A 14,552-nucleotide genomic window follows, 5' to 3' on the forward strand; every position below is an offset into this window, starting at 1 on the left:
CCCACTCGTACAGTTGGTCAAAGTAGTCGCTGGCGTAATGCAAACTGTCCCACTCGAAGCCCAACCAACGGATGTCTTCTTGAATCGATTCAACGTACTCGGTTTCTTCTTTGGTGGGATTGGTATCGTCAAAACGGAGGTTGCAGGTGCCACCATATTCCTTGGCCAATCCAAAGTTCAGGCAGATACTTTTAGCGTGCCCGATGTGCAGATAGCCATTCGGCTCAGGCGGAAACCGCGTGAACACGCCTGAAAAACGCCCCGCCGCCAAATCGGCCTCAATTGCCTGTTGAATAAAGTGTTTGCTTTCGCGTTTCGCTTCTTGCTCGCTCATAATCGCTTTGACTAATTAAAAAAGTGGGAATAGATAGGGCAACTTCCATCGGCGCTAAACGCGTTGTCGTAGCGAAAGTCGTGCGTGACTTTCAGCATCTCAGGATGCATCCGAAACTCTTGGCGAATCTCGTCACCCATATCCCCCGTTGCGATGAGATACCAGGGACGGAATCGTTGTCGCTAGATCGCGGGGCTCGCTTTCGGCTCGGTGCCCACCGCTTCGCTTGGGGCCGCATCGGCAGTTGCTGCATCCTCGGCATCCGCGGTTTGCAGCGAGCGAATGAAGTTGATCAGATGCCAAACATCTTGCTTTTCAAATTGGCCTTCGACAAACGTCGCTGCGGGCATCGGGCTACCATCAATCCCTTGGGTGATCCGGCGGTACAGATCACTGGATTCCGAACCTCCGTGGAACAAGCCTTCCGAGAAATTTCGCGGCACCGCATTGATCGGCGGCAGCGCTCCGCGGGCAAGCAGTGGGATCAATGCTTCGCGGTCCTCGGGTTTGATTCCGATTCGGGCGGTCCAGTCTTTGGTCCATTCGTCATAGTCGGTGGTCTGGCCGTTACCGAGCCCCTTCTCACCATGACATTTACTGCAGGACGCCACTTTGCCAAGGAATAGTTCGCGGCCTCGCTCGACCGACTTCGCCAACGCATCGGCCTGATCCCCTTGGCTCAGCTTGACGAAATCCTTGTGCGAACTGGCAACGGGAAAATCGCTTGGTGGCTCGGGTACCTCGAGCACTTCGTCTTCCGCTTCGAGCCAAGACTCGGCGATGCCCATCGCGATTTCCTCCGAGATCTCCCATTGCTCTTCGTACAATTCCTGTTCTTCTTCGTCGGAACTGTTGGCCAATTCGGGATCAATGATGCGTTCGCCGCCTTCAAAATCGACACCTTCCATGACGGCATCGTCGATCAAGGCTCGTTCGGTCTCGCCACGCCACGACAGATAGATCACGTAGTCGGTGAGCGCTTGCACGTCGTCTTCGGTCAACTCGGGGATCTTGACCATTGCGGTACCCGCAATCCCGTTGCGAATCGAACGAGCGATGTCCTCTCGCGTTGGCTTGTAGCTAAGCGGAGTCGATTTGAACTTAAACACCCCCATCCGGTAATCGCGTGGATACGGGTTCAAGATTGCCGCGGTGGTGCCACGTCCATTTCCGGTCACGCCATGACACAACGCACAATGTTTGCGGTACAGGCCACGTCCCTCGGCATCAGCAGACCCCGAGGCACGCACGAGCCGATCGAGATCGAGCAGCTCGGCAAAATCCTCTTCCTCTGCAACGAAGTCAGGCAGTTTGGGCTCGTCCGGCGTGCCGAACATCTTCGTCACCACCCACATCGAGTCCTTAGAGGCTTGATCCATCGAGACGTTGTCTTTGATTTGGTACTTCATCGCGTGGACAAAGTTGGGCTCAAACGTCACCGGCGTCTCTTCACGTTTGCATCCGGCCGCGAAAACGCAAACCGCCACGCACACCACGATCGCGACGGGGGATGAGAAACGGAAACGTTGCATGGCTAACACTCGCAATGGAACAAAAAGGGGTGATGAAATATCCATGATACAGTTTACCCGAAATCACCCCGAATCTGCATGGGCACAGATTGTCGCGGTTTCGCGAGGCAAACGGATTTGTGCGGCTGTCGGAACCGGCATTACGCTTTTTGAAGTTGCGCTGTTAAATGTTCCCCGGGCCAAAATCACTACAATTCATTGGTTTTCTTGGCCCCAGCCCGTTGGGCTGGGCTAGGTAAACTTCCGGGGCTTTGCCCCTATACACAAAAGCCCAACTTCAAACGTCACGCCTGGACCACCTTGTCGATTCGCGCCAACACTCGCTCTTTGCCAATTACCGCCAGCGTTTCGAACATGCCAAATCCGGCTGCGGTTCCCGTGGTCGCCACTCGCAACGCATGAATGATGTTGCCGAGCTTGATCCCTTCGGCCTCACAAAACTGCTTGACCAGTGTTTCAATCGACGGGATCGTCCACGAGTCGGCAGCGGCAAACGAGTCTCTCAATTTTTTCAGCAGATCTTTCGCGGCCGCATCACCGTCGATCCGTTTGGCGTAGGCTTTGGCATCGACCGGAAACTCGTCCAGAAAACAGTAATCAAAGTCGAGGATATCGCCTGCGATCTTCAGTCGGTCACCGGCTCCGTGAACCACTTCGCCAAGCTTCGCGTCGGAGCCCGACTCCTTGAGCAATCCCGCTCGCTCGGCAAATGGTTTGACTCGCTCGATTCGTTCTTCGAGCGGAAGTGCGGCAAACGCGTCCCCTTGGAACGACAACAGTTTTTGCGGATCAAATGAGGCGGGCGCCTTGGTGACTCGCTCGAGCGAAAACAGTTCGGTCATTTCAGCAATCGTGAATTTTTCGCGTTCGCCATCGAGCGACCATCCCAACAGCAACAAGTAGTTCAAAATCGCTTCGACCGTGAACCCAATTTCGCGATAAAAGTCGACAATCACGGGGTTAAACGTATCGGCTTCGGTTTGGATCCCACAGCGGTCTGCGATCCGACGTCCCCGGGCAAGCAGCTCGGCAAAATCTTTGTTCTTTTCGTACTTGGCCAGCTTTCGCTTGCTCAATTTTGCATGACCGCCGGGTTCGGCAACGTAGGGCAAATGCGCGTAGGCCGGTCGTTGGTACCCGAGCGACTCGAGAATAAAGATTTGTCGCGGCGTGTTCGACAGATGTTCTTCGGAGCGAATCACGTGGGTGATCTCGTAGTCGTGGTCATCGACCACGCTGGCGAGGTGATACAAACAACTGCCATCGGCGCGTTGGATCACATGGTCTTGCTCGGCCCCCCAGGCCACTCGCACCTCGCCGCGAACGAGGTCCGAAATGACACATTCACCTTCGCGTGGCATCTTCAAACGAACAACGGCGGTGCGTCCTTCGGCTTCAAACGCCGCCGCGGCAGCATCGTCTTCGGCCATCCAGCGGCGATCGTAGATGAACTGCTTGCCCGCCTTTTGTGCTTCCTCTCGCAGCGACGCGAACTCTTCGGGGCGTGAGTAATCTCGATAGGCATGACCACTTTCGAGTAGCGACTTGGCCGCCGCCGCATGGCGATCGGCCCGTTGGGACTGAAAATAGGGCTCGTGGGGTCCCCCCACCTCGGGACCTTCGTCCCAAGTCATTCCCAACCAACGAAACCCATCCAAGATCGGCTGGATCGCCTCGTTCACGTTCCGCCCGGCGTCGGTGTCATCGATGCGAAGGATGAATTGACCGCCCATTTTTCGCGCGACCAACCAATTGAAAAGAGCGGTGCGAACACCACCAATGTGAAGATAACCGGTCGGGCTGGGGGCAAATCGAGTTCGAATCATGGATCGGATCGAGCAGGGGAGTGGGAAACAGAGAAAAATCGCAAAGGGCGAACAAGATCTGAGAGAAGATACCCGAAGATGGGGTTCGGCTCATAGAAGCCCACTGCGGCGCTCGGAGCAAATCCGTTTGACAGGAGCAAATCCGTTTGGCAAACGAGACGAGGACGCTTCGGACAGGCCCGAGTGACAGGCAGGTCTGAGAGGCACGCAGGTCTGAGAGGCACGCGTGGGACGAAGGGACTCAAAGACACGGGTGACCGAAAGTCTTGGCGACTTTCGCTACGAGAATCGTGGACGTTCGCGACGAGAGATGGCGACTTTCGCTACGAGAATCCACAGACCTTCTAAGCGGCGCGGCCTTGGCGTTTGAGCTGTTTGCGAAGTTTCCGCCGCTCCGTTTTGCTCAGCGAATCCCAGTCGATCGAATCGGAATCCTCCCAGTCCTGGTCCCCCGAGCCATGGCCAGACGCAGCGTCATCGTCGTTGCCGTCATCGTCATGATCGTCATCATGATCCGCGGCGGCCGCTGCTTCGTTTTTCTTCGCACCGCGACTCAACCACCCCCCGAGTCCGCGTTTCTTGGCGGGCGGATCACCCTCGTCGTCGGACGGGTCTGCCGGCGCGACCACTGCGGGGGGGCCCTCGGCGGAATCCTCCTCCTGCTGTGATTCAGGTTTCTTGCGGCGTCCCAATCCGAAAGAGAATCGGCCTCGCTTTTTGGGCGAATCTTCATCGACAGCTTCTCCGCCCGATGACTCTCCGGACGGCGACGCGTCCTGCTGCAATTCCTCTTCCTGTATGTCCGTGCGTTCAACCTTTGCCGCTCGCAGCCCTAGCCAACGTCGTTTCTTGCGAGGCTCGGAATCGACGTTGGCATCGGTATCCTCGATCGCTTCCTCGTCTTGATCCGCATCGACGGCTGCCCCGGCGTCATCCGCAGCTGCGGAGTTATTTTTCTTGCCTCGGCGCAGCGACCACCATCGACGTTTGCCGCTGCCTGAACTGCTTGAATCATCGTCCTGATCCGATTCAGCATCATCACCAGCGTTTTCACGCGGTGGTTTACCGGCCGGTTTGTCTTTGGATTTTGGCTTCGGTTTCTTTTCCCCAGCGACTTTGGACTCGGCATCTGCTTGCGGGTCATCGTCCACTTCGGTTTCGCGGTCCCGTGTCAAATACCGCAACTTCCACTCTTGGAACCGCTCGGCCAGCGAGTCGTTTTCATCAAGATTACGGACTTGGCGATACAGCATCCGCAAATAACCGCCCAGCGAGATGAACAAGGTCGTATACGCTAACAGCGGAGCGGTGGTCACGAGCGACCATTTCCCGATCGAATCAACGGCAAAGATATTCCATTTTGCGGCGACCGGGATGGCCATCAACGTCCAGGCGATGATCATCGTTACCAATGCCCATCGCGAACGACGCACTTCAGCAATCAGCCGCAGCGCCAACACGGCACCACCGATCGTGATCACGATCGAAAGCCAATCGCTGCCGGACAACGCAACCCGTTCGCCGATGGCCAAGTCGAGCAACGCGCCTGCCCAATCGACGATCGAAACGAGCGAGTTAATGCTGGCCAGGAACATTGCGATCAACACGAGACGCCACAAACGGTATTGGCCGGTGTAATCATCGACTCGATAGCGGCGAACCTGATAAATCATCAGCGACTCCCCGGCGGATCCCGCCAACAACACGCACATGATCCAGCGTCCAAAGCTGTCGGGGCGATCCAATCGCAGCGGCCGGGCGACTTCGGGGTGGTTAACGATCGAGGGCCAAGCGACCGATGCGAAATGAGCCGCAGACAACATCACCGCAACGCCCCACAGCACCGCAGCCACGCTTGTCAACGTTCGTCGTTTTACTGGAACAAGCGAGAACCAACGTCCGCGCAGCCGCCGATGGACGCGTGCAGCGTAGGTTGCCGTCGGCCGCCGTGCTTCGCGCCACTGCTCGGCCGTACGACGACTCGCTGCCGTGGATGAAGTCAGGTCGGCTTGCTGAGTCGAATAAAGAACTCGCCGCCGACGGTCGATCGTGCGCCGCGTCTGGGACATGCAACCTTGGCCATGATGTTTTCTTTGAAGAGTTTCCGCCGCGACGAGCGTAGGAAATTGGCCCCACCAAAGTCAATGCAATCCACAAACCGAGCGATCTCACGCAAATGCTAGCGAACTATGTAAAGTTACTTTTCCGCTAAAACAGCACGCCGATGAGTGCCGCAAGCACGACGGCCAAACCGGCAGCGAATTTGCCCAGCGTGCCAAAGGTGCGTCCCCAGAAGGCGGCATGCCCGACGCTCCAGCTTTCGCGCCATGAACGCCCATCGGTCCATTCGCCATAGATCGCTCCTGCAGTGGCCCCCACTCCGCCAAACAGGATGGCTGCCAAAATCGGGCCGACGACAGGAATGGGGATCCCAACGAAGGCACCAATCAGGGCTCCGGCCATCGAACCAACCACCGCCAACAGAGTCGAACGGCGGCTCGCTCCGGCTTTTTGAGCTCCCATCGCCCCTGCGGCGAACTCGATAATTTCACCGAGCAAGGCAAACAGAAACGCGGCCGCCAAGGTGGTGGCGCCAATCGCAATGCGGCCCTCACTCGGTCCTAACCACGCATACAATGCCATCGCGGCAACCGAGATCCAATTTCCGGGCAAGGTGATCAGGTTCAAACCCCACGCGACGATACAGAAAACGACCAGCAAAATCGCAGCCAACACCGCTCCGGTGGGGCCGAGCCAGCCGAACCAGCGTTCGGTATCGAGCGACAGAAAATCGAACGACAGCCAAAAAATCGAAGTGAGCGAACTGGCGACGAGCATCAAGGTGGACAAAACCGTTTTCTAAACAGGAAAAACCGTGGAAAAAGCAGGCGTTTCGCCGTGAATCTTCGATGAAATTGCGATGAACCGCTGCGACAATTTGATGGCGACCAATCGCCAGCACCCTACAATGATGGGAAAGAAACGCTGCCGAAGCACTGCGAACCCCCAGTCAGCTTTTTCGTGTCGCAGAAAGCGTAGCTTATCCTCGTGCATGCTTATAGTGAATGCAAAGCCAGTCTATTAAACTGATGAAGATGATTCAGTCGTTTTTTTGACAAACCCGACTGAATGGATTCGTCCCACGAAGTGCCTTTTTAGAGAGACAACGGAAGGATCGAATTGCTTATGTCGCAAAGTGTTCTCGACACGAATGTGTTAGTGCTGAATCGTTTTTACATGGCGATCCGCGTGGTCAACGTACGACGGACCTTCACGTTGTTGTACCGCGAATGTGCGGAAGTGATTTGTCATGACGATGATCAATACGTCAGCTACGACTTTGAAAGCTGGTGTGAACTCAGCCAGATTACCTCTCTGGAAAAACAACCTGACGAAGACTACATCCGAGCGGTGGGTTTTGAACTACGCGTCCCCCGGATTGTTCGTCTGACACGGTTTGATCGCATGCCGGTCCAGACGGTGCGGTTCAACCGCAGGAATCTGTTCGCTCGCGACGAGAACCAATGTCAATATTGCGGCCGGAAAGAACCGACCAACAAATTGAGCTTGGACCATGTGATCCCACGATCCCATGGCGGGCCGACAACGTGGGAAAACATCGTTTGCTGCTGCTTGAAATGCAACAGCCGCAAAGGGGGGCGGACGCCGCAGCAAGCTCGCATGCAATTGCTAAGCCGCCCGGCGAAACCACGTTTTAACCCCATGCTGGCTCAATCGATGGAAGATCCACGCTACGAATGCTGGAAAACATTCCTGCCAGCCATGAATTGAGATCGGCTGAGCCGCAAGCAATCAAAGCCGCAAGCAATAAAAAACCCTCTGTGAGCCGTCTCACGGAGGGTTTTCAAGTATCGTCGATTGGGACGAAAATTCGTCGATCGGGGCGCGTCGATCAGGACGCAGGGCGTTTCCGTAGCAGCTACGGCGAAACGTCCTACTTATCGGCCAGCGGCTCTTTCTTTTCGGTAATGACGTCGCATTCATCCGATTCCGATCGCTCCGCATTCAGCTCGATGTAGCTCTTCCATTCCTCAGGCACGTTGTCTTCGTGGAAGATCGCTTCAACGGGACATTCCGGAACGCACGCTTCACAGTCGATGCATTCTTCGGGGTGGATGTACAACATTTGATCGCCCTCGTAGAAACACTCTACTGGACAAACAACAACACAATCAGTGTATTTGCATCCTGAGCATGGCTCGCAAACAACATGTGTCATGGCAGATGACCTTTCTTTGAAGCAATTTCGCGTACGACCGTCACGCACCATCCGCGTGCCGATCCGTCTTCGGTGTTTATCGACCGGACACCCCAGTCGCTCCAGTTTAACCGACTCCATTGTGCCCAGTTTGGTTCTCGCTGACGAGCGGGCATTTTGATTTCCGGCGGAATCGGGCATCCTTCAAGCCCCCTGGAGAGCCATCCCCAGCCGGACTCCGCTGCCGGACTCCGCTGCCGCGGTGGAGGTTATTTTGCGATGATTTGCCAGCGGCATCCAGCTTCCAGCTTGCGTTTTTCGACGGGGATGGCAAGCTGAAAGGGTGCATAGCGATCCGCATGCCACTTTGCGGCACCGCGGGAGATGACAAAATGGTCTAACGCCACAAAATCACTTCGATCTGCACCCTATTTTCTCCAGAAATTCCTTCAGGACCAACCACGCGTGACCTATTCCGATACCCCTGTTCCGCTTCGCTTAAAACCGTCACGCCAATTCCCATTCCTGGCCCGCCATCCTTGGGTTCACGCCCATGCGCTCGCGGAAACCGGGCACAACTTGAAATCGGGCCAAGTCGTCGATCTGCTCGACTTCGACGGTAACTGGGTCGCCCGAGGCGTGGTCAATCCCAACAGCCGGTTGCGAGTCCGGCTGTACGCTTTTGACGCCAATATCGAAATCAACGAGCACCATTGGCAATCGCGAATGGATGCAGCGATTGCCCGTCGCCGGTTAACGGGTCCACTGAATCCCCAGGCCGCGGAACGAATTGTCTTCAGCGAATCAGACCTATTGAGCGGTTTGATTGTCGACCGCTACGCCGATTGCTTGGGCGTGCAATTTACAGCCGGCGCCTTATTGCGTTGGCAGCAGCCGATTCTGCAGCATTTGAAAACCGCGTTGTCGGCGCGAGCCATCATGGTCCGCGTGGATGAAAAAACCGCCAAACACGAAGGCATCGAGCCGCAAAACGAATGGTTCGAAGGGGTCGAGCAGCAGGATCCTGTCCTGTATAGCGAAAATGGACTGCAATTGGCCGTCGATCTTCATGCCGGACAAAAGACGGGGGGGTATCTCGACCAACGTCTCAACCACCTCGCCGCCGCCCAATACATGAAAGGCCGCAGCGTGTTGGACGTCTGCTGCTACAACGGGGGGTTCGGTTTGGTCGCGTTGAAGGAAGGTGCCAAATCGGTGCTTGGAATCGACTCGAGCCAAGCGGCACTGGATCACGCTCAAGAAGCGGTCACCCGCAATGGCTTGGGCAACGCCCCGCACGGCAAGATCAGCTTTTCTCAGGGCGATTGCTTTGACGAACTGAAACGGCTCGGCGATGAGGGACAACGCTTCGACGCCATCGTCTTGGACCCCCCTCGTTTTGCGGGAAGCCGACATCAAGTCGACACGGCGCTGCGGGCGTATCGACGACTCAACTCGCTGGCGGTGGACCTATTGCCCCCCGGCGGAGTCTTAGTCACATGCAGCTGCAGCGGTCGTGTCTCACGCTCGGAGTTTCTTAATATGTTGTTGGATGTCGGGCGGCGAAAACGGCGAGATTTGATCGTTTTAGAAAATCGAGGGCCCGCCGCTGACCACCCCTGTGCAATTTCCTGTCCCGAAAGCGATTATTTAAAATGTATAATTGCAGAGGTTCAGTAGAAATCACGCGTTGCTATAGAGGCAGCTCACTTTGACTGGCCACGAATTAGGAGTCGAGACGAATTGTTAAACCCTAGAAAGATCTCGCGAAACCGCAGGAACTGCGGTGACGCAACCGTAAACAACGTTTATACTTATCACCCTCGACCCATGATTCTTGTCTCCCTTGTTCCCTCCCGTCGGAGTGCCCCATGTCGGGCGTGACCCTCAAGATTCTGCACGGCGCTGATCGCGGAAAGGTGTACGAAAACTTGCACCCACCGCTGACGGTAGGTCGCGAAGAAGGCAACGACATCCAGCTCAACGACGAGCGTGTCAGCCGATGTCACTTCAAGGTCCAACGCGACAACGAACGGCTCGTGCTAACGGATTTGGACAGTACCAATGGAACGAAGGTCAACGGCACCGAGTGCCAACTGAAGATCCTTCGCCACGGTGATTTAATCGCGTTGGGCCGCAGTTTGATCTTGGTCGGTTCGGAAGAACAGATCGCCGCGCGGTTGGCCGCGATGGGCGGCGACAACCCGACCGTCAGCCGCGACATGGCATCCTCGGAAAGCTCGATCGCGCTGGAGCTAAACCAAGAGCCCAAATCGCCTTATCCAGCCGAGTTGGTGCAAATCTTGGAAGTCCCGTCGATTCCCGACGGATTGTCGCCAGGCCAAAAAGCACAGCTTTGTGAAATCCTTGATTACCTTCAATCACGACTTCACAAACTGATCGAAGCAGCCAAGACCAACGAAAGCAATGACGAGGTGGTGCTGTCGTTCTCCGCTTGGCAGCGTCTGTTGGATGCCCAAGCGAAATTGGCAAACATGGGACGCAAGATTGCCGATCCCGATTGGCCAAATTGATTCAAGCAGCAGCGGCTACGCAAATCCCCAAACGCACCTTCAACATTCAAGCGACAGTCAAGCGACAGTCAAGCTCTCGGGTGAAACGTTTGGTGCACCTTCTTCAATCGCGAATGCTCTACGTGCGTATAGATCTGAGTCGTCTGGATACTGGCGTGCCCAAGCATCTCTTGCACCAAACGCAAGTCGGCGCCGCCAGCCAATAAATGGGTGGCGAAGCTATGCCGCAAACTATGAGGGCTGATCGACGGGTCGATGCCGACACGCTTGGCGTAAAACTTGACGAGCCGCCACAGCTGGATGCGATCGAGCGCACGACCACTGCGTGACAAAAAAAGTTCCTCCGGTGGATGCGGACTCTTCTCCGCTAACTTGCCTCGCAACTCTTCGCAATAGCGAGTGATCGCCGCGATCGCTTGAGAACCGATCGGCACGACGCGTTGCTTGCCCCCTTTTCCCTCGCACTTCAAGAATTTCTCGCTCAGCGACATGTCACGCACACGGATCGAACAGACCTCCGAGGCACGGCAACCGGTAGCGTACAACACTTCCAACATCGCGACGTCGCGCTGCCAATAGACATCCGCTTTCCGCGGTGATGACAAAAACATGTCGACTTGCCGAGTCGACAAAACGCCGGGGATGCGTTGCCACATTTTCTGAGTGACAATCAATTCGGCCGGATTGCTTTGGACAATCCCTTCGAGCTGCAAATACTTGAAAAAAGTGCGAACGGCAACCACGTTGCGAGCGATCGAAGCCGGAGCGAGTTCGGCTTCGTGAAGCTCGCCGATGTAGGACGACAAATCGCTAATGGAGATTTGATTCAGCGATCCGGTGCCAAGCCAAGTTGCGAAACGCCGCATGTCACGGCCGTAGGCGGCGATCGTGTTGGCCGCCAAGTGGCATTCGCTCCGCAGATAGTCCAGAAACTCGTTGCAAACCGTCTCGGTCGCACGATTGGACTTCGGCGGTGGCCCCGCCTTCTGCAGCAGCTCGAGCTTGGTAGGTCGCTTTGCCAAGGCATTCCTTCGAAGGTGAATAGAGCGGGAGAGGGGCTTTTAGTTTGTCACCATGACGAGGCTCACGGCCTGCAGCCCGCTGGTTCTGCGAATCAAACGTGAAAAACGATCGTCGGTGACGGGGTAGACGGGCGACGGGGTGGACGGATGACAGGGTGGAAGCCTATCCCACGGCTATGGCATTGGCAGAATCAACAAACTACCCTTATTCTGATTCGACACATGACACGGTCGCCCTTGGACGCCGATGGGGATCTCGCTCGGTTTTGCCTGTTTGTACGTCCGACCATTCCAACTGTTTTAGAAAGTACGATTGCCATGAATGTTCTAGTGGTAGGTGGCGCCGGATATATCGGTTCTCACGCGGTTCGGTTGCTGCTAGACGCCGGACACTCCGTCACCGTTTATGACAATCTCTCGCGAGGCCACGCCGCCTCGGTGCCCGACGGAATGCTGGTTCAAGGCGAATTGTCCGACCGAACCAAAGTCGTGCAAACGCTTCGCGACAAAAACATTGATGCGGTGATGCACTTTGCCGCCTTCGCGTTGGTCAATGAATCGGTCAACGATCCGGCACTTTACTACCGCAACAATGTGATCGATGCGGTCGAACTGCTCGATGCCATGCGTGAAGCCGATGTGAAGAAAATTGTGTTTAGCAGCACCACCGCGACGTACGGAGAACCCGACACCGTCCCAATCCCGGAAACAACACCTCAGAATCCAATCAATCCCTATGGATTCACCAAAATGGTCTTCGAGCATGCGTTAGCCGACTATGCCGCCGCGTACAGTTTTGGCTACGCGGCGCTTCGCTATTTTAATGCCGCCGGGGCACGTCCAGACGGATCGATCGGCGAGGACCATGACCCGGAAACGCACTTGATCCCGATCGTATTACAGGTCGCTCTGGGACAACGCGACGCGATTACCATCTTTGGTGACGACTATGCGACCGAAGATGGCACCTGCGTACGTGACTACATTCATGTCGATGATCTCGGCGCTGCTCATTTGCTAGCGCTCGACAAAATCGAACTTGGCAAAGGCTTGTGCGTGAACCTAGGTACAGGTCGTGGCACCAGCGTCCGCGAGATCATCGAGGCATGCCGTGAGGTCACCGGGCACCCGATTCCAGAAAAGATGGGGCCCCGCCGCGCGGGAGACCCGTCGGAATTGATCGCCGATGCCCGCATGGCCAAACAGCGACTGGGCTGGCAACCGAAGTACATGGATGTCAAATCGATCGTCCAAACCGCTTGGAAATGGCATCAAGCGCATCCCCACGGTTACTCGAAATAAACAATCGCAGACGAGCCCTTCGTCGCCGCTAAGAAAGCAAGCTGTGACGCAGTACTAGATTCCCTCTTTCTCGATTTTCAAGACTTTGGCCAAACGGCGGGCGTGTCGATCTTCGGGCTCGTATTGGGCAGCCAGGAACGCCTGGACGATCTCGAAGGCCAATTCCGAGCCAATAATCCGTCCACCGATGCAGAGCACGTTCATGTCGTCGTGCTCGACCCCCTGGTGGGCCGAGTAGGTATCGTGACAGATCGAGGCTCGAATTCCGTCAATTTTGTTGGCAGCCACGCTGACTCCCACTCCGCTGCCACAGACCATAATTCCTTTGTCGGCGCGTCCGGCCAGGATTTCTTTTGCTACAGCGACCGCGAAATCAGGGTAATCACAGCGTGCTTCGCTGTCGGTACCGCAATCGATCATTGCGGTGACCTGGTCACCAAAACGTTCGACGATCATCTTTTTCAAGGGAAAACCAGCGTGATCGCCACCAATGGCGACTCGCAGAGGGAGTGATTCAGTCATGTGATTTCAGAATGGACGATCTCGAAACAAGCATTCTCGATGCTTAGAACAGGCCAATTGATACCGTGGGCGAGCCGAAATGGCAACGGATCGGCATTTTTCCTCGTGAAACTACGGGTAAAGCTGTTGTGACGTTTTTGTCGCTTTGTTAGGTTACGCGACTAGGCGCTTGATGATGTGTCAAGTTAAGAGACAAATAACCACTCTAACCCCCCCCGGACTTTGAGCCGGTGCATGTCTCGCACCACGGGTTCAAAGCTCAATTGGTATCAATTTTCATGGTCAACCGTAACCTCATCCGCAATCTCGAAGACGACGACATTCTAGCCGAATTGGCTCTGCTAGTCCCTGCAGACCAAGCCGAAGAATTGCTTTTTGAAGCCCTGGCAGCGGAACAACAAGATTATGCACAGGGAAAACTTGTCGACGGCCGAATCGTTGAAATTAACGATGAATGGGCCCTGATCGACGTTGGATTCAAGAGCGAAGGCACCGTCAGTCTCGATGAGTGGGGCGGCGATGAAGATCCACCCAAGGTGGGCGATACCGTCAAAGTTCTCATCGAAGAGATGGAAGACGAACTCGGGGCGGCCGACGATCCTTACGGCATGATCTCGCTGAGCAAACGCAAAGCGGAAAAGATCATCGAGTGGGAAGACATGATGGACAAGGTTGCCGAGGGCCAAGTGGTCACCGGTACCGTTGTTCGCAAGATCAAGGGTGGTTTGTTGGTCGAATTGGGCGTGATCCACGTCTTCCTTCCCGGCAGCCAAGTCGACATTCGACGCCCTGGCGACATCGGCGATTTCATTGGCCGCGTGATCCAAGCCGAAGTGCTGAAGATCGACGACATGCGCCGCAATATCGTGATCAGCCGTCGTTCGTTGATCGAACGTCAACGCGAAGAAGATCGCGCGTACTTGATGAAAGAACTCGAAGTCGGCCAGATCCGCAAAGGGGTTGTCAAGAACATCGCCGACTTCGGTGCGTTCGTCGACCTCGGCGGTATCGACGGCTTGCTTCACATCACCGACATGGCATGGGAGCGAATCGGTCACCCCACCGAAATGGTTTCGATCGACCAAGAAATCGAAGTCAAGGTGCTGCACATCGACCGCGAAAAGCAAAAGATTGCTCTCGGTTTGAAGCAGAAGGACCGCAACCCGTGGGAAAACATCGAAGAGAAGTACCCGGTCAACAGCGATCACAAGGGCGAAGTCGTCAACGTGATGAGCTACGGTGCGTTCGTCAAACTCGAACC

Annotated in this window: 14 protein-coding genes; 5 read left to right on the top strand and 9 right to left on the bottom strand. The window is 55.6% G+C overall.

All coding sequences use genetic code 11. From position 1 onward, the window contains the following. The 6 genes from ABX962_RS14200 to ABX962_RS14225 all read right to left on the bottom strand — a co-directional run. Nucleotides 1-334, bottom strand: a 334-nt coding sequence (locus tag ABX962_RS14200; protein WP_372720473.1) for a glutamate--tRNA ligase family protein, incomplete at its 3' end; no start/stop codon positions are given. An 11-nt stretch (nt 335-345) separates the two neighbouring features. Then, nucleotides 346-474, bottom strand: coding sequence for a hypothetical protein (locus ABX962_RS14205; protein WP_372720475.1), 129 nt, complete (start codon nt 472-474; stop codon nt 346-348). A gap of 42 nt (nt 475-516) precedes the next feature. Continuing rightward, nucleotides 517-1,866, bottom strand: coding sequence for a cytochrome c (locus ABX962_RS14210; protein WP_372720476.1), 1,350 nt, complete (start codon nt 1,864-1,866; stop codon nt 517-519). 284 nt (nt 1,867-2,150) lie between these two features. Next, complete coding sequence (gltX, locus tag ABX962_RS14215) at nt 2,151-3,692, bottom strand: glutamate--tRNA ligase (protein ID WP_372720478.1); 1,542 nt, start codon at nt 3,690-3,692, stop codon at nt 2,151-2,153. 344 nt (nt 3,693-4,036) lie between these two features. Beyond that, a complete protein-coding gene (locus ABX962_RS14220) occupies nt 4,037-5,761 on the bottom strand; it encodes a hypothetical protein (protein ID WP_372720480.1) in 1,725 nt (574 codons plus the stop codon). A gap of 139 nt (nt 5,762-5,900) precedes the next feature. Next, the gene (locus tag ABX962_RS14225; protein WP_372720482.1) at nt 5,901-6,542 is read right to left on the bottom strand and encodes a DUF456 domain-containing protein; all 642 of its coding nucleotides are present in this window, start codon (nt 6,540-6,542) and stop codon (nt 5,901-5,903) included. Nucleotides 6,543-6,878: 336 nt separating this feature from the next. On the opposite strand from ABX962_RS14225, the gene ABX962_RS14230 reads away from it, so the two are divergent. After that, complete coding sequence (locus ABX962_RS14230) at nt 6,879-7,484, top strand: HNH endonuclease (protein WP_372720484.1); 606 nt, start codon at nt 6,879-6,881, stop codon at nt 7,482-7,484. Between the two features lie 163 nt (nt 7,485-7,647). Here the strand turns inward: ABX962_RS14230 and ABX962_RS14235 are convergent, their stop codons facing one another. Continuing rightward, a complete protein-coding gene (locus ABX962_RS14235) occupies nt 7,648-7,932 on the bottom strand; it encodes a 4Fe-4S dicluster domain-containing protein (RefSeq protein ID WP_339940614.1) in 285 nt (94 codons plus the stop codon). 444 nt (nt 7,933-8,376) lie between these two features. On the opposite strand from ABX962_RS14235, the gene ABX962_RS14240 reads away from it, so the two are divergent. Continuing rightward, nucleotides 8,377-9,591 (top strand): class I SAM-dependent rRNA methyltransferase, encoded by a 1,215-nt coding sequence (locus ABX962_RS14240; RefSeq protein WP_372720486.1) that lies wholly within the window; start codon nt 8,377-8,379, stop codon nt 9,589-9,591. 191 nt (nt 9,592-9,782) lie between these two features. Next, nucleotides 9,783-10,445 (top strand): FHA domain-containing protein, encoded by a 663-nt coding sequence (locus tag ABX962_RS14245; RefSeq protein WP_339940618.1) that lies wholly within the window; start codon nt 9,783-9,785, stop codon nt 10,443-10,445. A 68-nt stretch (nt 10,446-10,513) separates the two neighbouring features. Here ABX962_RS14245 and xerD read toward each other — a convergent pair whose 3' ends face one another. After that, nucleotides 10,514-11,467: a site-specific tyrosine recombinase XerD gene (gene xerD / locus ABX962_RS14250; protein ID WP_372720489.1), complete on the bottom strand. Its 954-nt coding sequence runs from the start codon at nt 11,465-11,467 to the stop codon at nt 10,514-10,516. A gap of 318 nt (nt 11,468-11,785) precedes the next feature. Here xerD and galE point away from each other — a divergent pair, with 318 nt between their 5' ends. After that, nucleotides 11,786-12,769, top strand: coding sequence for a UDP-glucose 4-epimerase GalE (galE, locus tag ABX962_RS14255; RefSeq protein WP_372720491.1), 984 nt, complete (start codon nt 11,786-11,788; stop codon nt 12,767-12,769). Nucleotides 12,770-12,823: 54 nt separating this feature from the next. Here galE and rpiB read toward each other — a convergent pair whose 3' ends face one another. Further along, nucleotides 12,824-13,291, bottom strand: coding sequence for a ribose 5-phosphate isomerase B (gene rpiB, locus ABX962_RS14260; RefSeq protein ID WP_339940625.1), 468 nt, complete (start codon nt 13,289-13,291; stop codon nt 12,824-12,826). A gap of 278 nt (nt 13,292-13,569) precedes the next feature. Between rpiB and ABX962_RS14265 the strand changes: the two genes are divergently transcribed. Next, nucleotides 13,570-14,552 (top strand): 30S ribosomal protein S1 (locus ABX962_RS14265; RefSeq protein ID WP_372720493.1); only part of this gene is annotated, 983 nt, incomplete at its 3' end.

The organism is Novipirellula sp., from assembly GCF_041583735.1.
Classification (GTDB): domain Bacteria; phylum Planctomycetota; class Planctomycetia; order Pirellulales; family Pirellulaceae; genus Novipirellula.

What these genes read in the sequence shown, in the direction of transcription:
- ABX962_RS14205 (WP_372720475.1), bottom strand. Translation starts at nt 474, where the DNA reads ATGGGTGACGAGATTCGCCAAGAGTTTCGGATGCATCCTGAGATGCTG.
- ABX962_RS14210 (WP_372720476.1), bottom strand. Translation starts at nt 1,866, where the DNA reads ATGCAACGTTTCCGTTTCTCATCCCCCGTCGCGATCGTGGTGTGCGTG.
- gltX (WP_372720478.1), bottom strand. Translation starts at nt 3,692, where the DNA reads ATGATTCGAACTCGATTTGCCCCCAGCCCGACCGGTTATCTTCACATT.
- ABX962_RS14220 (WP_372720480.1), bottom strand. Translation starts at nt 5,761, where the DNA reads ATGTCCCAGACGCGGCGCACGATCGACCGTCGGCGGCGAGTTCTTTAT.
- ABX962_RS14230 (WP_372720484.1), top strand. Translation starts at nt 6,879, where the DNA reads ATGTCGCAAAGTGTTCTCGACACGAATGTGTTAGTGCTGAATCGTTTT.
- ABX962_RS14235 (WP_339940614.1), bottom strand. Translation starts at nt 7,932, where the DNA reads ATGACACATGTTGTTTGCGAGCCATGCTCAGGATGCAAATACACTGAT.
- ABX962_RS14245 (WP_339940618.1), top strand. Translation starts at nt 9,783, where the DNA reads ATGTCGGGCGTGACCCTCAAGATTCTGCACGGCGCTGATCGCGGAAAG.
- galE (WP_372720491.1), top strand. Translation starts at nt 11,786, where the DNA reads ATGAATGTTCTAGTGGTAGGTGGCGCCGGATATATCGGTTCTCACGCG.
- rpiB (WP_339940625.1), bottom strand. Translation starts at nt 13,291, where the DNA reads ATGACTGAATCACTCCCTCTGCGAGTCGCCATTGGTGGCGATCACGCT.